This is a genomic window from Pseudoalteromonas sp. MEBiC 03607 (assembly GCF_004792295.1).
In the GTDB taxonomy this organism is placed as follows: Bacteria; Pseudomonadota; Gammaproteobacteria; order Enterobacterales; family Alteromonadaceae; genus Pseudoalteromonas; species Pseudoalteromonas lipolytica_C.
In genome coordinates this window covers 1,185,119-1,202,904 of the sequence record NZ_SRRY01000001.1, presented here as the reverse complement: position 1 = coordinate 1,202,904, position 17,786 = coordinate 1,185,119, and the positions used below count along the sequence as shown (strand labels likewise).

15 protein-coding genes are annotated in these 17,786 nt (G+C 40.9%); 9 read left to right on the top strand and 6 right to left on the bottom strand.

The features are described 5' to 3' along the window. Window positions 1-197: 197 nt before the first annotated feature. From E5N72_RS05465 to E5N72_RS05455, 3 genes are all read right to left on the bottom strand, one after another. A complete protein-coding gene (locus E5N72_RS05465; RefSeq protein WP_076920056.1) occupies window positions 198-560 on the bottom strand; it encodes a hypothetical protein in 363 nt (120 codons plus the stop codon). A 194-nt stretch (window positions 561-754) separates the two neighbouring features. Then, a complete protein-coding gene (locus E5N72_RS05460) occupies window positions 755-2,137 on the bottom strand; it encodes a PhoH family protein (protein WP_135923572.1) in 1,383 nt (460 codons plus the stop codon). After that, the gene (locus tag E5N72_RS05455) at window positions 2,137-3,501 is read right to left on the bottom strand and encodes a PIN domain-containing protein (RefSeq protein ID WP_135923571.1); all 1,365 of its coding nucleotides are present in this window, start codon (window positions 3,499-3,501) and stop codon (window positions 2,137-2,139) included. Before E5N72_RS05455 ends, E5N72_RS05460 begins: the two co-directional genes overlap by 1 nt. Before the next feature lie 311 nt (window positions 3,502-3,812). On the opposite strand from E5N72_RS05455, the gene rapA reads away from it, so the two are divergent. The 3 genes from rapA to E5N72_RS05440 all read left to right on the top strand — a co-directional run bounded on the left by rapA (window position 3,813) and on the right by E5N72_RS05440 (window position 8,551). Next, on the top strand, window positions 3,813-6,707 hold the full coding sequence (gene rapA / locus E5N72_RS05450) for an RNA polymerase-associated protein RapA (RefSeq protein WP_135923570.1): 2,895 nt from the start codon (window positions 3,813-3,815) through the stop codon (window positions 6,705-6,707). Between the two features lie 185 nt (window positions 6,708-6,892). Further along, window positions 6,893-7,546 carry a bifunctional tRNA pseudouridine(32) synthase/23S rRNA pseudouridine(746) synthase RluA gene (gene rluA, locus E5N72_RS05445; protein ID WP_135923569.1) on the top strand — a complete coding sequence of 218 codons (654 nt, stop codon included), beginning with the start codon at window positions 6,893-6,895 and terminating at the stop codon, window positions 7,544-7,546. Window positions 7,547-7,627: 81 nt separating this feature from the next. After that, complete coding sequence (locus E5N72_RS05440; RefSeq protein ID WP_135923568.1) at window positions 7,628-8,551, top strand: DUF3530 family protein; 924 nt, start codon at window positions 7,628-7,630, stop codon at window positions 8,549-8,551. On the opposite strand, the gene djlA is transcribed toward E5N72_RS05440, so the two are convergent. The 3 genes from djlA to E5N72_RS05425 are packed head-to-tail and all read right to left on the bottom strand — an operon-like array spanning window position 8,534 to window position 11,083. After that, entirely contained in the window at window positions 8,534-9,406 is an 873-nt protein-coding gene (gene djlA, locus E5N72_RS05435; protein ID WP_135923567.1) for a co-chaperone DjlA, read from the bottom strand. The two genes, E5N72_RS05440 and djlA, sit on opposite strands and share 18 nt — an antisense overlap. Before the next feature lie 19 nt (window positions 9,407-9,425). Continuing rightward, complete coding sequence (gene murU / locus E5N72_RS05430) at window positions 9,426-10,085, bottom strand: N-acetylmuramate alpha-1-phosphate uridylyltransferase MurU (protein WP_135923566.1); 660 nt, start codon at window positions 10,083-10,085, stop codon at window positions 9,426-9,428. Further along, window positions 10,082-11,083, bottom strand: coding sequence for a phosphotransferase (locus tag E5N72_RS05425; RefSeq protein WP_135923565.1), 1,002 nt, complete (start codon window positions 11,081-11,083; stop codon window positions 10,082-10,084). The genes murU and E5N72_RS05425 overlap by 4 nt, the downstream gene beginning before the upstream one ends. A gap of 103 nt (window positions 11,084-11,186) precedes the next feature. Here E5N72_RS05425 and lptD point away from each other — a divergent pair, with 103 nt between their 5' ends. The 6 genes from lptD to E5N72_RS05395 are packed head-to-tail and all read left to right on the top strand — an operon-like array spanning window position 11,187 to window position 17,758. After that, window positions 11,187-13,433, top strand: a complete 2,247-nt coding sequence (lptD, locus tag E5N72_RS05420) for an LPS assembly protein LptD (RefSeq protein WP_135923564.1) — start codon at window positions 11,187-11,189, stop codon at window positions 13,431-13,433. Window positions 13,434-13,469: 36 nt separating this feature from the next. Beyond that, on the top strand, window positions 13,470-14,762 hold the full coding sequence (gene surA / locus E5N72_RS05415) for a peptidylprolyl isomerase SurA (RefSeq protein WP_135923563.1): 1,293 nt from the start codon (window positions 13,470-13,472) through the stop codon (window positions 14,760-14,762). A gap of 5 nt (window positions 14,763-14,767) precedes the next feature. Beyond that, window positions 14,768-15,760 carry a 4-hydroxythreonine-4-phosphate dehydrogenase PdxA gene (gene pdxA, locus E5N72_RS05410; RefSeq protein ID WP_135923562.1) on the top strand — a complete coding sequence of 331 codons (993 nt, stop codon included), beginning with the start codon at window positions 14,768-14,770 and terminating at the stop codon, window positions 15,758-15,760. Further along, complete coding sequence (gene rsmA, locus E5N72_RS05405) at window positions 15,757-16,563, top strand: 16S rRNA (adenine(1518)-N(6)/adenine(1519)-N(6))-dimethyltransferase RsmA (RefSeq protein WP_135923561.1); 807 nt, start codon at window positions 15,757-15,759, stop codon at window positions 16,561-16,563. Before pdxA ends, rsmA begins: the two co-directional genes overlap by 4 nt. Continuing rightward, window positions 16,547-16,936, top strand: coding sequence for a Co2+/Mg2+ efflux protein ApaG (apaG, locus tag E5N72_RS05400; protein WP_054550996.1), 390 nt, complete (start codon window positions 16,547-16,549; stop codon window positions 16,934-16,936). Before rsmA ends, apaG begins: the two co-directional genes overlap by 17 nt. 6 nt (window positions 16,937-16,942) lie before the next feature. Further along, a complete protein-coding gene (locus tag E5N72_RS05395) occupies window positions 16,943-17,758 on the top strand; it encodes a symmetrical bis(5'-nucleosyl)-tetraphosphatase (RefSeq protein WP_135923560.1) in 816 nt (271 codons plus the stop codon). Window positions 17,759-17,786 lie beyond the last annotated feature (28 nt).

The window sequence follows — 17,786 nt, the reverse complement described above, 5'->3', positions numbered from 1 at the left end:
AAACAACTTTTTAATAAACAATGGCCTACCAACACATTGCTTTATTTATTGTTCAAATAACCAAATTTTTACGGATGCTCCGCTTCACTGTTCACGTTTTCAAGGCGAAAAACATGTGTAGGCGTAGGCTGTCCGTTCAGCCTTCTTATTATAATATCGCCAAAAAACAAAATGACAACTTACGTATTTGTACAACTTTAGGTAGATATTTTGAGTTTGAACTCTGAAAAGCTAAGCCCAAACAAGGATACGACCATCTCTTCATTTATATTGGAGCCGGGAAATTTTTTTTCAAAATTTCCAATAATGCTATCTAGGTGGCTAGCTAATATTTTTACTAAAAATATTTCCGAGTTTGGTGAGAGTGCAGACAGTGCTATCAATGGGTTATCAAAGGATTCAGCTTTTATTTTTACTAGTAAATCGCTGTAACTGTCACAGCCATATAGACAAATAGCTGCCCCTTCTTGGGCTTGTCCAAGGGGAATAGTTAATAATTTAGATAATCGTTTTGCCTGCCTTTTTATATTTACTAGCAGGTCTTCTTTATTAAAAGACATCAATACACCAAAAAACGGCAACGCTAGGCCACGCACCTATGTCACTCAGTTTTTATGTGAATATTTAATCTTTTAGTTCAGAGTAAATCCATTTCGTCCTGTTTTCGTGGGAACGGGCTTCTCTGAAAAGCCACTGCAAAAAGCAGTGGCCATTGTCGCAATATTATAAGGAAATGTGAATGGTAGTTTGATGCCTACATATTCTTTTCAGAGAATTCAGCCAAGCTACTACGCTCTACTTCATCAAAAATCAGCACTGATCCTTTTTCATAATGACGAAACACATTAACAGCCGCACTTGCACCAGAAGAAGCAGGTGTTACAAACTTATCGTCAATCTGGGCTAGGTTGCCCAATACGATTGTCCGACAATTTTTCCCACCACGGCTTAACATGCCCTTGATTTGCGCTCTAGTCATGTTTTGAGCTTCATCAATGATTAAAACAGCATCGTCTATTGAACGGCCACGAAAATAAGCCATGCTAGTAAATTCTATATTGGCTTTTTCAATCACATGCTCGACTGTAGCGTAGACATTTCCTTCATGATTATCATCCGAGTGCATCGAAATTAATGCGTCAGTAATACCTGCCAGAAGAGGCATTGATTTTTCAGTTAAATCCCCCGGTAAGAATCCCGGATCGTCGTCCATAAAGTCTCTGGAGCGCACCACAACGATTTTTTTGTACTTTTTCAACTCCAATACTTGATGCAGCGCCGAAGCAACTGCCAAAAAAGTTTTTCCGGAGCCAGCAGGACCAAGGATGATATTTAAATCATAGTAAGGGTCTGTTAATTGGCTTAAAGCTACCGACTGACGCTGATTTTTAGGCAAAATGCCCCATACTTTTTCTTGTTTACGAGGCAATAGCTTTGTGAATACCTCAGTATCTGTTACTTCTGAAATTCGCCCAATGTGTCCAGCTTCATCGTACCAATACATGTTTGGCTGAACTTCATCATTAAATAGACTTATTGGGAAAGTATAAACTTCTCCTGAAACCTTGAAGTCTTTGTCTGATTTAATTCGATCAAAAAGATCTCCTTTAAAGGCTTGTACCCCTGTGTATAAAAGATCAATATCTGATATTTGATTATCTACGGCAACGTCTTCTGCCATGACCCCTACGGTTCGAGCTTTCAAGCGCATATTAATGTCACGGCTAACAATTATTACGTCTTTATTGAGTTCTTTTTGAAGATATAAAGCATAATTAATTATTCTGTTATCAGCATCACTTCCTATCCCGTGCTTTAACTCCTTAGCCAGATCCAATTGAGTGTCAATTCCAATGAAAAGCTTTCCTCTCTGGGCTGTTTCGGTAGATGGTAAAGGAATACCTATTTCCATTTCCTCGGCTGTATGTCCATTTATAATGTCTTCAAGCATTCTAATGCACATACGGGCATCGGCACTTACCGATTTATTAGTTCTTTCTTTCAGGTTATCAAGCTCTTCAAGGACAGTTAGACAGATGTAAATATCATCTTTGTAGCTAAAAATAGATTTTGGATCATGTACTAATGCAGATGTGTCTAGTACACGAGGATTTCGATTATCAATAGAGCTTTTCATTACGCAGCCTCCCAAAAGATTGAATCGTTGCTAGGCTTTGTGTTGTACTTTTCTTGTAAATTACAAATTTTGAGTAAAGGTTTATTGTTGAGAGACTGCTCAGAGTAGCTAAGGTAATCAATTTTTTTGGAAATTCTTTTTACTTTTTCTACAGGCCAATAAAAACAAGGGGGTAAAAACTTTAAAATATCCCCAATTCGGGGTTGTAAAATAACAACGGCGTTTTGAATGCTACGGCCGCGCATAAAGTTCACCGATTTAAACTGTACGTTGGCTTTTTCCATAATATAATTACGGCTCGAAATCGGGTTTTCATCTCCTTTATGCAACACTTCTAAAGTATCGGTAATTGCTGCTAACCAAGGGGCCATTTTCTCTTCTTCAGTACCGGGTAAAAAGCCAATTGATTCAGCAATTTCTGGCGTGTTACGGGTGACTATAACTTTGTCGTAAATGCCTTTTTCAATGATCATTTCAAGGGCGCTGGCAAGAGCAAGCAGAGTTTTACCACAGCCTGCTGGGCCCGTTAAAATCACTAGTTCTATGCTTGGGTCAAGTAGCGCATCAAGTGCCATCCCTTGATACACATTCTTAGGTTTTACACCCCAAGCGGTATGGCTCATCAAACGCTCAACACTAATATCTTTTAAAGTAATTTGTTTATCATCGTAGCTTGTTACTCGAGCCGCAAAGTGATCGCTATCATCTAAAATATATTCATTGCAGAACACATCACTAATCGTATTTTTTGCTACGTGGTGATAAGTATCTCGGCCTTGCTGCTCAGTTTCACACTCACCAACCTGTTGCCAAAAGTCTCCGTCAATTTTTTTATAGCCGCTGGTCAGTAAGGCTATGTCGTCAATTAATTGGTCTGTTCTGTAGTCTTCAACAAATTTAAGGCCGGCTCCCTTCGCCTTGAGGCGCATATTGATGTCTTTTGTTACAAGCACCACTTTGCTGTCGCTGTGCTGCTTTTGCAAATGCACTGCACAATTGATAATACGATGGTCATTTTCGTTGCCTGGTAAACCCGAAATACTGTCTGCAAATAAGTGATCATTCACGATAATTAGGCGGCCACGAGACTCTGTTTTCGCCTTTTTATTACTCGGCAGTGCCACCCCTTGCAACATCTGCTCAGGAGACGCGTCTTTTAACACTTCATCTAAACCACGAATAGCAACACGGGCGTCACGACTAACATCGTGTTTTCTATCTTTAATATGGTCAAGCTCTTCTAATACTGTCATGGGGATAACAACATCATGCTCTTGGAAAGATAAATAAGCGAGGGGTTCGTGGAGTAATACATTGGTATCGAGCACATACATTTTACTATCAAGGTTCGAAGCTTTTTCCATAGCACTTTCCTTACGTTTTATGATTTTTATGCTATACCCAATAAACTAAACAAGCGGCGGATGAAGCTATGATTTATTCGTTAGGTATATACTCAGTTTAGTCTATTTACGACAAAAGTCCTTTTTATGACAAACAAATATACAATTATTTAACTGGTTAAAATATATACAGATATCACTAATATTTTCACCAGTAAAAGTGACTTAAAAAGGTTGACTAAATTTAATTGTGTGCGGCGAGTTTACTACCTTGAAGTAGCATGGCGTTACAGGTAACATAGCCGCCTTTTTTCTTCATAGACGAGACATACATGAATTTTTCCTTAGGTCAGCGTTGGATCAGTGATACAGAGTCAGATTTAGGATTAGGCACCGTTGTTGCCCTTGAAGGCCGTCAGGTCAGCATTTTATTTCCAGCCAGTGGAGAAAACAGAGTTTATTCTTTAACTGAAGCACCTGTTACTCGTGTCGCATTTAATCCAGGTGATATTATTCGCAGCGTTGAAGAATGGGAATTAGAAGTCGAGTCTGTTGAACAGCAGGGCGAGTTATTATGCTATCACGGCACTCGCGTTGATAATGGTGAAAAAGCCCAGTTAAAAGAAACCTTTTTAGATCACTTTATCAAATTCAATAAACCACAAGACCGTTTATTTGCAGGTCAAGTAGACCGTTTTGACCGCTATACGCTTCGCTACCAAACTTGGCAGCATCAATTTGAGCGCCAACAATCACCTTTAAAAGGCTTAATTGGCCAGCGTGCAAACCTTATTCCGCATCAGCTTTATATCGCCCAAGAAGTGGGTAAACGTTTTGCGCCACGCGTATTACTTTCTGATGAGGTGGGTTTAGGTAAAACCATTGAAGCGGGTATGATTTTACATCAACAAATCATCAGTGGCCGTGCTAGCCGCGTATTGATTGTTGTGCCTGAAAATCTTCAGCATCAGTGGTTAGTAGAAATGCTACGCCGCTTTAACTTACGTTTTTCTATTTTTGATGAAGAACGTTGTGATGAAGCATTTGCAGACTCACCAAACGTATTCGAAACAGAACAGTTAGTACTTACTAGCCTTGAGTTTTTAAGCAAGAAAAAACGCTGGTTTGAGCAAGCAACTCTGGCTGATTGGGATTTATTAGTTGTCGATGAAGCACACCATTTAAGTATCAATAATGGTAAGCCAAGCACAGAATATCAACGTATGGCGGAGTTAAGCCTAGACATTCCGGGCCTTATCTTATTAACTGCAACGCCAGATCAACTTGGTCACCGTAGTCACTTTGCACGTTTGCAATTACTCGACCCAGATCGTTTCTACGACTACGATGCGTTTGTAGAAGAAGAAAGTAACTACAAAGAGGTTGCCGAAGCAGCCAACCAATTACTGGGTGAAAAAGGCCTTGATGATGCATCTAGAGCAACTTTAAAAGAGCTATTAAAAGAAACCGACATCACTGACCTTTTAGCTAACGCAGAGCAAGGTGATGAAACGGCGCGTAACGAAATTCTATCAATGCTGTTAGACCGCCATGGTACAGGCCGTATTTTATTTAGAAATAGCCGCAGCGGTATTGATGGTTACCCAAGCCGTAAGCTTCATGCTTATCCAATGGCAATGCCTAAACAATATAAAACGGCAATGTCGGTACTAGGTAATATGGGCGGCATTCAAAATGCTGAGCTAACAGCACTTCGTGCTTTATTCCCTGAAAAAATCTTCCAAGAGTTTGAAGGTGAAAATGCCAGCTGGGGTGCATTTGACCCACGTGTTGATTGGTTAATTGAAACACTTAAAACCCTTAAGCACGAAAAAGTACTGCTTATTTGTGCTAAAGCCGAAACCGCACTTAGCCTAGAACAAATTTTACGTGAGCGTGAAGCAATTAAAGCCTCGGTGTTCCACGAAGGCATGTCGATTGTTGAACGTGACCGTGCAGCGGCTTACTTTGCCGATGAGTACGACAGCGCACAAATTCTACTTTGTTCTGAAATTGGTTCTGAAGGTCGTAACTTCCAATTCTCGCATCACCTAGTACTGTTTGATTTACCACTTAATCCAGACTTACTCGAGCAACGCATTGGTCGTCTTGACCGTATTGGTCAAACGCAAGACGTAAACATCCACGTGCCGTATTTCGAAAACACCGCACAAGAAGTGTTACTTCGTTGGTACAACGAAGGCTTAGATGCGTTTGAAACAACATCGACAACAGGACAAATGCTGTATAAAGAATATGGCGAAGAACTACTTGAGTTTATTGGTGCACACAACTGTGACGAAGAAGAGCTAGACCCACTACTAGAACAAGTTGCCAGCCAAAATGCTAAGCTTCGTAAACAAATGGAAAGTGGTCGTGACCGTTTATTAGAGCTGCACTCAAGTGGCCAAGGACGAGCTGAAAGTCTTGTTGCTGATATCGAAGAGTTAGATGATCAATTCACGCTACCAAGTTATATGATCAATGTGTTCGACACCTTTGGTGTAAGCCAAGAGGATAAAGGTGAAAATACCATCATCTTAAAGCCAACTGAGCACATGCTAAATCCATCTTTCCCATGCTTGAAAGATGATGGCATCACAGTAACGTTTGATCGTAGCACCTCGCTTTCGCAAGAAGACGCGCATTTCATCAGCTGGGACCACCCTATGGTGCAAGGCAGCTTAGATATGATTTGTGATGATGACTTTGGTACTGCCTCTGTGGCATTACTGAAAAACAAAAAGCTACCTGCTGGTACCTTCTTTGTTGAGCTCATTTTCATTGCTGAGGCGATGGCGCCAAAAGCACTTCAGGTTGGCCGCTTCTTGCCACCAACGCCAATTCGTATCTTATTAGATAAGAGCAGCAATAACTTAGCCGACAATGTTGCCTTTGATGCCTTCAACCAGCAGCTGTCTGCGGTTGGTCGCCAAACTGCAAGTAAGTTAGCCAGTGCGTTACAAAGTGCCATTCACCCAATGATCACCAGTGCACAAGGCATGGCACAAACTAAGCTTGAAACACTCCGTGCGGAATCACTAGAGAAAATGCAAACAGCCCTTGGTGAAGAACAAGCTCGCTTAACAGCACTTAAGCAAATCAACCCTAATATTCGTGATGAAGAGCTTAGCTTCTATGATAAGCAACGCAGTGAACTCACTACTTACATCGAAAAAGCCCAAGTTAAACTGGATGCTATTCGTTTAATTGTGGTTTCTCACTAACGTTGAAGCGCTAAACAAAAACCATAAACGCGATGTGCTTTCACATCGCGTTTTTTATGCCAAACAAAACAAGGGGAAAAAATCAGAGTCCTACTTGTTAGCATATACTTGAAAACCAGCACTGCCATTGTGTATGCGCTCATACTCCTTTAAAATAGCGCCCTTGCATATCATCGAGGCTGGCTGTGTTACTCAATTATAATCCCCCAATGACACCTTATTTAAGTATTGTTTATCAAGACGATGACTTGCTTATTGTAAATAAACCAAGTGGTTTACTTACTGTGCCGGGAAAAGATCCAAAACACGCCGACTGCCTTATTGCTCGCATTAATCGCGTTTTTCCAACGGCAAAAATTGTTCATCGCCTTGATATGGCAACCTCTGGCATTATTTGTTTAGCTATGCACAAAGAGGCGCATCGTAATTTAAGCATTCAATTTCAAGATAGAAAAACCGCGAAACGCTACATTGCTCGTGTATTTGGTAAGCTTGAGCAAGAAACTGGTTCGGTAGATTTACCACTTATTTGTGATTGGCCAAACCGCCCAAAGCAAATGGTTGATCACGACAATGGCAAACCGTCATTAACCCACTTTAAAGTGCTTGAGTATGAACAGAATGCAACTCGCGTCGAGCTGACCCCTATTACAGGGCGCTCTCACCAACTACGTGTGCACATGTTGTCTTTAGGTCACCCTATTTTAGGCGATAAGTTGTATGCGCACCCCGAAGCATTCGCCATGGCTTCTCGCTTACAACTGCATGCCGAAATGCTAACCTTAGCTCACCCTGCCAGTGGTGAAACGCTTGTTTTTGAGGCAGCTCCTGAGTTTTAAGACAATTAGCTAAATATTTTACCAACACTGCCGATAGTTAATTTAATCACTGATTTAATTTAAGACTCAGGAAATTTCGGCATGAAGTTAAAACCCGCACATTGCTTAGTTTACGCAGCCTGTTTTGCGTTGATGGGTAATGTGAATGCTGCCGATTTTATTAAACCCACCCCTTGGTCAAGTTTGGTCACTAACGATATTCAACGCTTTTTACCAAGTGATGAAGTACGTACTCTGCTTGCCGGTGAAGATGAGTTTATTAGTTTATATCGCCAATCTATGGCAGCGAGTCAACGCGGAATTGTACTCATTATTCCTGATTGGCAGCATGTTCCAACTAATAATGCCGGAATCAACTTTTTACGTAAGCAGTTAAATGAAATTGGCTATGCGACCCTTGCCATGACCATGCCTGACATTGACTGGCACCCTGCTGATATAACGATGCCAGAGCCCACTGAGAATTCTGAAACTGAGTCAACAACACAAAATGACCAGCAAGCTGACTCAGCTCCACCAGCTAAAACACAACAAGCACCTCATTTTGTAACTGGTGAACCAAATATTAGCGAAGCAGTGCTTGATGATTACAAACTAAAGTTAATTGCTAGATTCAATGCCTTGTATAACAGTGCCATGGATGAAGGTGGCAATATTATTGTCGTGGCGCAAGGTGCCAGTGCGGGGCTCTTGATTGAGCATTATGCTAGCTTTCCAAATAACGAACTAAATGCCTTTATTAGCTTAGGAAGCTATTTACCTAACAGTATTCGTAACCAGCATCTTAATGCCACGCTTTCAACTATCAGCCCACCATTACTGGATATTTTTTACAGTGAAGGTAACCCTGACACACTGCAAAGCGTAAAAGATAGAAAACGTTGGGTTAGAAAGCACGCAAAATATGACTACCGACAAAGAGAGTTATTTGGTGTGCCTTCAGAGCCAGAGCAGCACGAAAGGCTACTCAAAGAAATTGATGGATTTTTACGCCGCCTTTTTTAAATACTCGTAAGCCGCTTGAATATCTTGGCTTTTCTTTACCGCTACTTCCATCATGTGTTTTGGTAAACCTTGCGATACTAATTTATCGGGGTGATGCTGAGCCATGAGCTTTCGATAGGCAACTTTAATATCTCGTGCCGATGCATCACTGTTTAAGCCTAAAAGAGCCAATGCCTGCGCGCGATTCATGCCATTATTAGGTGGCACACTGTGCCCTCTTTGTTCACTATAACTGCTGCGACTTTGCTGGCCTTGTTGGCGTTGCTGCTCATAAAAGCGCTGTTGTTGCTGGCGAAATGCAAACTCGGCTTGGTAGCGCTTTAACAAAAATGCGAACTGGGTGCGCGAAATACCTAACTGCTTGCTCACCTCTTGCAATAGCTGCTTTTCTTGCTCTGCAAGGTGGCCATCAGAAAAGGCCATTTGAATTTGGATTTCGAGGAATAATTGCAATAAATCATGGCGTCGAGCAAAGCGCTCTTTAAAGTCATGAACGGTTTCTTTTAATGAAAAATCTGTTTCTTTACCACTACGAAAGGCATCTTGTGCTTCACGACGCTCATCACCCGACAGCCTCATTTCGTCCATAAAGACACTGGCAGCTCGAATATGAGTTTCACTAACACGACCATTTGATTTGGCAATATGCCCCATCACCGCAAAACAACTAGAAAAGAAAAGCGCTTGACGTTCGTTAATATCATCGCCTTTAAACAAACCAGAAAACCCACCGGCTTTATCAAAGTCTTGTTTTAAGCTGCGATCGAACATATGGCCTAAGTATAAGCCTAGTAAGGCACCGATAAACTTGCCAAACATAAAGCCAAAACAAAAACCAAGTACTTTTCCCCACATAATTGGCAAACCTCTGTTGTTATTGCAAAGCGAAACGCTGATTGATTTCGTCTAATCTGGCTGGTGTGCCAATGTCATCCCACTGACCTAAGTAAAGCTCCGTTGATACTTGATGTGCACTGAGCTTTTCACGCAAAATTGGTCCAAGTGGACGAACACCTTCGGTTAAACCATTAAAAAAATCAACGTGGTAACGACTTATACCTGAAAAAGTATACTTTTGGCTATCAGGACTTAAATGACTAAGGGCAAAATCACCATCAGGATTATGAGCAGGATTTTCAACAAGTACGATGTGCGCCTCTCCCGCTTGCAAATGAATCTGCATCAACGAAGTCACATCGTAATCAGTATACACATCACCATTTATGACAATAAATTGCTCACCCAATAACGGCAATGCTTGAATGATACCACCTGCGGTTTCAAGCCCCCCCGCCTGTTCTTGACTGTAAGTGATCGATACACCAAACTGCGATCCATCAGCAAAATACTCTGTTATTTTGTCGCCCTGCCATGCAAGGTTAATGACAATGTCGGTAATACCTGCTTGACGTAAATTATTAATATGATGCTCTAATAATGGCTTGCCATTAATCCTAAGCATCGGCTTTGGCATTGTTTCTGTTAGCGGCATCATGCGCTTACCGCGCCCAGCCGCTAGGATCATTGCTTTCATTTCATCTCTTTTGTTAAGCGCAGCTTGGTACGTGGAATAACAGTGTGTTCTATCCACTGACCAAGTGCTGTTAACTCTGGGTATTCTTTGCTTACATTACTAATGTATTTAAGGGTTGGCAGTACATTATTCAAATAACCAGACTTATCGTCACGAAGTTTTAAGCGGCAAAATATGCCTGCTGCTTTTAAATGACGCTGTACACCGGTCAAATCAAACCAACGTTTAAACATGGCAAATGAGGTGTCTTGCAATAACTGTTGCTGGTTAAACTCGTCATATGCGTAATGCAAAAGATAGTCGAGCTCTTGCTCAGGTAACTTGAAGTAGCAATCTCTTAATAACGAAACAAGGTCATAACACACAGGCCCTTGTACGGCATCTTGATAATCAATGATCGCCCATTGCTGCCCTGTGCGCATTATATTGCGACTATGGAAGTCTCGGTGTACCGTCACAATCGGTTGTTCAAGCGCATTGTTAACTAATAACTCACAAGCTTGTTGCCACATTTGCTGCTCAGCAACAGAAAGTTGCTCACCAATAAAGTTATCAACTAACCACTCTTTAAAAATACTCAGTTCAAACTGTAAAAACTCACCATCAAATACTTTCATGTATTGAGCTGGCGGTATTTGTGCCCACTGCGCACTTAACTTTATTAGGTGTTTGTAGTGTAAAGTGCGGTCTTCATCGCCGAGTAAATCAGCCAAGTGTGTATTGCCTAAATCACTGAGTAAAAAGAAACCTTGTTTTTCATCAGCCTGAAGAATTTTAGGTAATTTAAAACCGTGCTTAGAAAATACCTTGTTGAGCTCTATGTAAGGCGTGTTGTCTAATTTGTTGGGGTCTGAGTCCATGACAATATAGCTCTGATCACTTGTATTTACGCGGAAATAACGGCGAAAGCTCGCATCTCCAGTGATGGCGGCTAATTGATATTCATCCTCTTTAAAGTGAGGATTTAAAAACTGCTGTAAACTTTTATAACGATTCATTTAGTAAGATATCTATTTTTCACTAAGTCAATTACTGTATTTGCCATTGTTTTCCTTTATTATGTCTAGCTTATATCCAACCAAAGAGCATTAAGGTCATTAAATGAGCAAAACCTGGGGCATAATGATGCTAAGCGTACTTAGCGCACCATCGTTCGCCGAAACTGAACTGGCACACAATTTTTGTGGCACTTCAATGCAAACCAGAGCTTGGCAACCGCTCCCTGGCCTTGAACTTAATATGATCGATATCAAATCCGATGATATTGAACTATTGGGTACCCAAAGCGCAGAATTTACCGGTAATGTAGATATTAACACCCTAACGATGAATTTGTCCGCACAAAGTGCACTGATTGACAAACAACGTGGGTTACTTAATGCAACCGGCCCTATCGTGTATCGCGATAAAGTAAGCCAAATTAACAGTTCTGGGCTCAATGCGGATTTAAATAATTCTGAATTAAGCTTGCTTGGTGCTGATTATAAGCTCACCGACCAACTAGGTCATGGTGGCGCAGAAAAACTAACAGTCAACGAGTCTGGCCTAAACCTGATGAACGCAAGCTTTACTACTTGCCCTGGCGAAACCCCCGTATGGGCAATCGAAGCTGACGAAATTGACTTATCAAGTGAAGATGGCTGGGGCGAAACCCACAATACTGTATTACGTGTATTTGACACACCGGTTCTTTATATTCCCTATTTTACGTTTCCGTTAGACGACCGCCGTAAATCAGGTTTATTAACGCCTAACTTCTCAAGTTCTGGTCGTTACGGTATTGAAACAATCACGCCATACTATTGGAACATTGCACCAAATTACGATGCCACCATCACGCCGCGTTATATGTCTAAACGAGGCTTACAAATGATTGGTGAGTTTCGTTATTTAACTGAGCAAAACAATGGCCTCGTTGCGGTCGAGTATCTTGATAAAGATGACGAAGAACCCAATGTTGACTCACGTTATTTATTTCACTGGCAACAGCAAAGTTACTTTGGTGAGAGCTGGCGCGGCAATATCGATATTACTAACGTTAGTGATGATAACTACCTAACAGACTTAAACTCTAATTATGCAACTCGCACAGACACTCAGTTATACCGTACTGGTTCACTGACTTACTTGGGAGATACTTGGCATACAAACATTAAACTACAGAGTTTTGAAGTACTTGGTGATCACAAAGAATCCTATGCAGCGTTACCACAAATTACTTTTTCACAAATGGATGCCTATGATTTCTACGGTATCGATTTAACGCTTGACGGTGAGCTCAGTTATTTTACCAATGATAAAGCCATTATTGATGAAGCGAGTAGACTTCACATTGAACCAAAAGCAAGTTTTGGCTATCAAGAATATGCTTGGTCGTTTTTATCTGAATTCAGCTTACTCCACACTGAGTATAACCAGCATGGTGATTTAACAGGCACCGACTTCGACGAAAGAGTGACACGTACTATGCCTAAAGTACGCTTGTATAGCCAGTTAAACTTCGAGCGAGAAACTGCCTTTTTCTTTAAAGATGGCATTCAAACGCTTGAGCCACAAATTCAGTACTTGTATACGCCAAATAAAGACCAATCGAACATTGGCCTTTACGATACAGCTAAATTACAAGATGATTTTTTTGGTTTATTTAGAGACCGTCGTTTCTCAAGTATCGACCGTATTGCCACTGCAAACCAATTCACATTGGGTGCCACAACTCGCTTATTCAGTAATGAAAACGAAGAAGTGTTTAATTTTAGTGCCGGCCAAATATTTTATTTAAGTAATGATGCTAAACCAACATCACAAGGGCTTCAGTCAGATACTAACTACAATGCCTTGTTTGCAGCGCAAACCATGTTACATTGGCACCGTCGCTGGTATTTATCGGGTGGTATTCAATATGACACTGACGGTAAAGAAATTATTCAATCAAACATAACCTTAGATTATAAAGGTGACGATAAACAGCTCGTACAATTGAACCATCGCTATGCAAATGATGTCTCAGGCAATACAATCGAGCAAGTTGGTCTATTCACCAGCATTCCGCTAACACAAGATTGGCAGTTTGTTGGTAGCTACCACCGCGATTTAGAAAGTGGTCGTAGCATTGAGGTTTTCAGTGGTCTTCAGTATGAATCTTGCTGCTGGGCGTTTCAAATCACAGGCCGTCGTCAAATCGAAACTGATTTGAATCAAGCGATTGGTCAAGAGCAAGCTACTTTTGATACCAGTATTGGTTTCAATATCGTATTAAAAGGGCTTGGAAGTAAAAGCCGTTATGATGCACAAAAATTATTACAACAAGGTATTTTTGGCTATCGTAGACCGTATTTTCTTAATAACTAGTACCGCAGTACTATTAGCAAGAGTATTAGAAAAAGTATGAATTTAAAAAAACTATTTGCATCAGCATTATTAACAGTTGGCCTATGCCAAAGTGTTTTCGCAAAACCTGTCGAAATCGACAAAGTCGTCGGGGTTGTTAACCAAGGTGTTATTTTACAAAGTGAAGTTGACACCATCATTAACCGTGTTAAAACTCAAGCAGCAGAGCAAGGCCAGCAACTGCCTTCTGATGACACGCTACGTATTCAAGCGATTGAACGTTTAGTAAACCAAACGCTTATGATGCAACTTGCAGAGCGTATGGGTCTAGAAATCTCAGACTCTCAATTAGACCAAACACTTGAAAACATGGCCCGTGAGCAAGGCGGTACGATTGCAGATTTACGTCGTACGATTGAGGCTGCAGGTGAAAGTTACACCGCGTATCGTGAAGAGATCCGTAAAGAAATAACGACTCAGCAAGTGACTCGCGCCAATGTCGATCGTCGAATTTACATTAGCCCACAAGAAATCGATAACTTATTAAAAATCATGGAAACTCAAGGTAAAAATGCCGAAGAGTATGACATTGGTCACATCCTGATTGATATCCCAAGCGATGCAACAGCTGATGAAATCGCAAGTGCAAAAACACGTGCAGACAAAGTAATCGAATTTTTAAATGAAGGTAAAGAATTCAAACGTATTGCTATCTCATCATCAAGTGGCTCAAAAGCCCTTGAAGGTGGTCAACTAGGTTGGATGAGCATCAATGAAATGCCATCGTTGTTTGCTGAAGCAGTGAAAGGTCATAAGAAAGACGATATTGTTGGCCCGCTTCGTTCAGGTGCTGGTTTCCACATCATCAAAGTTCAGGATGTTCGTGGTCGTCAAGTGGTTGAAACAACAGAAGTTCGCTCACGTCACATTTTAATCAAGCCATCAATTATCTTAAGCGAAGAAAAAGCGCGTGACATGCTAAAAGGCTTTGCTAAAGACTTACGTGAAGGAAAGGCAGACTTTGCTGAACTAGCAAAAGAATACTCTGAAGACCCGGGTTCTGCATTAAAAGGCGGTGAGTACGATTGGACTGATCCAAGTACTTATGTACCTGAGTTTAAAAATACTCTGCTTTCACTTGATAAAAATGAAATCAGTGAGCCTTTCAGAACGCAATTCGGTTGGCACATTGTGCAGTTACTTGATAAGCGTGTAGCAGACAAAACAGAGCAAGCTAAACGTAACCGCGCGCATCAACTGCTGTTTAATCGTAAATTTAAAGAAGAAAGTTTCAACTGGCAGCAAGAAATGCGCGAACAAGCCCATGTTGATATTTTCCCAGCAGAATAACGATCATGACTATACGAATTGCAATAACACCCGGTGAGCCGGCCGGTATAGGCCCTGATTTACTAATAAAATTAGCTCAACATCACTGGGATGCCCAGCTTGTTGTGATTGCTGATGGTGCGCTGTTAAAACAGCGCGCAAAATTATTAGGGTTAGAATTAAACCTAATTAAGTTTGACGAAACGCAAGCTCCAACCGACACACCAGCTGGAAGTGTTTACCTTCATCAAGTCGATTTAGGTGAAGACGTTGAAGTTGGCGTTTTAAATGACGCTAATGGCCAATATGTACTTGATACCTTACGTATTGCCAGTGAAAAGAATATGGATGGAACCTTTGCTGCTGTTGTGACGGGTCCAGTACATAAAGGCATTATCAATAAAGCAGGTATTTCATTCAGTGGTCACACCGAATATTTTGCTCAGCAATCAAATACTGCCGATGTCGTCATGCTTCTTGCAACCGAAGGCTTACGCGTTGCACTTGTTACAACGCATATTCCACTGGCGTATGTATCACGTGCCATTACAGTTGAACGATTAAGTAAAGTTATCTCGATATTAAACCATGACTTACAGACAAAGTTTGGTATCGAGAAGCCGCGTATTTTAGTGTGCGGATTAAACCCACATGCAGGTGAAGACGGTCACTTAGGTACTGAAGAGATTGACACAATTACACCTACTCTTGAGCTTTTAAATAACCAAGGTATGAATTTAATTGGTCCTTTACCAGCTGATACTCTTTTCCAAGATAAGTATTTATCGCAAGCAGATGCAGTGCTGGCAATGTATCACGATCAGGGCTTACCTGTGCTAAAATACAAGGGTTTCGGCAAATCAGTCAATATCACTCTTGGCTTGCCATTTATTCGCACATCAGTAGATCATGGCACAGCACTTGATTTAGCCGGTACAGGCACTGCTGATGTGGGTAGTTTTGAATTAGCGATCCGCGAAGCAATTAAGCTCGCCCATGAAAAAGCACAGAATCAATGACAGATAAAGTACATTTAGGACACCGCGCCCGTAAGCGTTTTGGTCAAAACTTTTTAAACGATGACATGATTATCGATAAAATCGTCACGGCTATCGATCCTAAACCTGAAGACAATTTAGTAGAAATCGGCCCGGGTCTTGGTGCAATCACTGAGCCTGTTGCTGATTTAAGTGGCCATTTAACTGTTGTTGAGTTAGACAAAGACTTAGCAGAGCGTTTAACAAGCCATCCATTTTTAGGTCCAAAACTTACAGTGCATCAAGGTGATGCAATGAAGTTTGATTTTAGTACCTTAATCAAAGCAGATGAAAAACTAAAAATATTTGGTAACTTACCTTACAACGTTTCAACTCCGTTGTTATTTCACTTATTTGAATTTGCAGACAACGTTGAGCATATGCACTTTATGCTGCAAAAAGAAGTGGTCAAACGTATGGTCGCAGGCCCGGGCAGCAAAGCTTTTGGCCGTTTAAGTGTGATGACACAATATTACTGTCATGCGATGCCAGTGATTGATGTACCACCTGAGTGCTTTAAGCCCGCACCAAAAGTTGACTCAGCAGTGATCCGCTTGATCCCTAAAAAGCCTGAGCAACGTACAGCAAAGAGTACCAAACTTTTAAATACAGTCTGTTTAGAAGCGTTTAACCAACGCCGTAAAACACTGCGTAATAGTTTATCTAACTTACTGACAGCTGAAGAGTTAACTGGCATAGGTATTGATATTACGCTTCGCGCAGAAAGCCTGTCTTTACAACAATTTATTGATATAGCTAATTGGATTTATGACAACAAGCAGTAATTTAGGTTCGCCAATTAAGGTCTCTGTTGAGACCTTCTATGTTGAAGGCCAATCAGAGCCTGAACAAGATAAATACGTTTTTGCTTACTCAATCACCATTAAAAACCACAGCTTATGCAGTGCAAAACTTTTAAGTCGCTATTGGTTAATTACCGATGCCAACGGCAAAGAAGTCGAAGTACAAGGTGAAGGTGTTGTTGGTGAAACGCCAACAATTGCCCCTGGAGAAAGCTATAAATACACCAGCGGAGCAGTTCTCGATACTCCTGTGGGCACGATGCAGGGCCACTACACAATGCGCAATGAGTTTGGAACTGAATTTGAAGCGCCTATCGAAGTGTTTCGTTTAGCACGTCCAAATATACTGCATTAGGTAAGCATGGCTGACTACGCAATAGGTGATCTACAAGGCTGTTTTACTGAGTTTGATGCGTTACTAAAACGTGTTAACTTCAACCCTAGCCAAGATCATTTATATTTAGTGGGTGATATAGTCGCAAGAGGTCCTGATTCACTTGCGTGTCTTGAGCGGCTATATAGCATGCAAGGTAGTGTTAGCATTACATTAGGCAATCATGATCTGCATCTGATTGCCTGTCACCATTTGAATAAGCCAGCCAATCCTAAAGATAAATTAGAACCGCTTTTTAATAGCTCAAAACGCGCTGATTATATTCAATTTTTACAGCAACAACCTTTAGCTATTTGGCTTGAAAACTATAATATGTTTATCAGTCATGCGGGGCTAAACCCTAACTGGTCAGTCAAAAAAGCCCTCAAACGTGCTCGCTTCGCCGAATCCTGTTACCAAGGTGACGATGCGCATCATTATTTTACGCATATGTATGATCCTCACCCGCTTGAGTGGTTAAAATCTTTAAGCAATGAGGAAAAGTTTCGCTACATCGTTAATTATTTTACTCGGATGCGGTTTGTCGATCACGATGGCAAGTTAGATTTAAATAATAAAACCAATACAAGTATCGATACTTCATTTATTCCTTGGTTTGAGCATCCAAATATTCTGAAATTAAAACAACAGATTACATTTGGCCACTGGGCTGCTCTAGAAGGAAAGGTTGAATATAAAAATATTCATGCCCTCGACACAGGCTGTGTATGGGGAGGTGCTATGACACTAATGGAACTAAGTAAAAATAAGTACCACACAGAAAGTTCTCATTCTTTTATCTAAATAAACTGAAAAATAACTGAACATCTGT

Coding starts and splice junctions, on each gene's coding strand:
- surA (WP_135923563.1), top strand. CDS start 13,470: ATGAATTTAAAAAAACTATTTGCATCAGCATTATTAACAGTTGGCCTA.
- apaG (WP_054550996.1), top strand. CDS start 16,547: ATGACAACAAGCAGTAATTTAGGTTCGCCAATTAAGGTCTCTGTTGAG.
- E5N72_RS05440 (WP_135923568.1), top strand. CDS start 7,628: ATGAAGTTAAAACCCGCACATTGCTTAGTTTACGCAGCCTGTTTTGCG.
- E5N72_RS05460 (WP_135923572.1), bottom strand. CDS start 2,137: ATGAAAAGCTCTATTGATAATCGAAATCCTCGTGTACTAGACACATCT.
- lptD (WP_135923564.1), top strand. CDS start 11,187: ATGAGCAAAACCTGGGGCATAATGATGCTAAGCGTACTTAGCGCACCA.
- E5N72_RS05395 (WP_135923560.1), top strand. CDS start 16,943: ATGGCTGACTACGCAATAGGTGATCTACAAGGCTGTTTTACTGAGTTT.
- rapA (WP_135923570.1), top strand. CDS start 3,813: ATGAATTTTTCCTTAGGTCAGCGTTGGATCAGTGATACAGAGTCAGAT.
- murU (WP_135923566.1), bottom strand. CDS start 10,085: ATGAAAGCAATGATCCTAGCGGCTGGGCGCGGTAAGCGCATGATGCCG.
- pdxA (WP_135923562.1), top strand. CDS start 14,768: ATGACTATACGAATTGCAATAACACCCGGTGAGCCGGCCGGTATAGGC.
- E5N72_RS05455 (WP_135923571.1), bottom strand. CDS start 3,501: ATGGAAAAAGCTTCGAACCTTGATAGTAAAATGTATGTGCTCGATACC.
- djlA (WP_135923567.1), bottom strand. CDS start 9,406: ATGTGGGGAAAAGTACTTGGTTTTTGTTTTGGCTTTATGTTTGGCAAG.
- rsmA (WP_135923561.1), top strand. CDS start 15,757: ATGACAGATAAAGTACATTTAGGACACCGCGCCCGTAAGCGTTTTGGT.
- E5N72_RS05465 (WP_076920056.1), bottom strand. CDS start 560: ATGTCTTTTAATAAAGAAGACCTGCTAGTAAATATAAAAAGGCAGGCA.
- E5N72_RS05425 (WP_135923565.1), bottom strand. CDS start 11,083: ATGAATCGTTATAAAAGTTTACAGCAGTTTTTAAATCCTCACTTTAAA.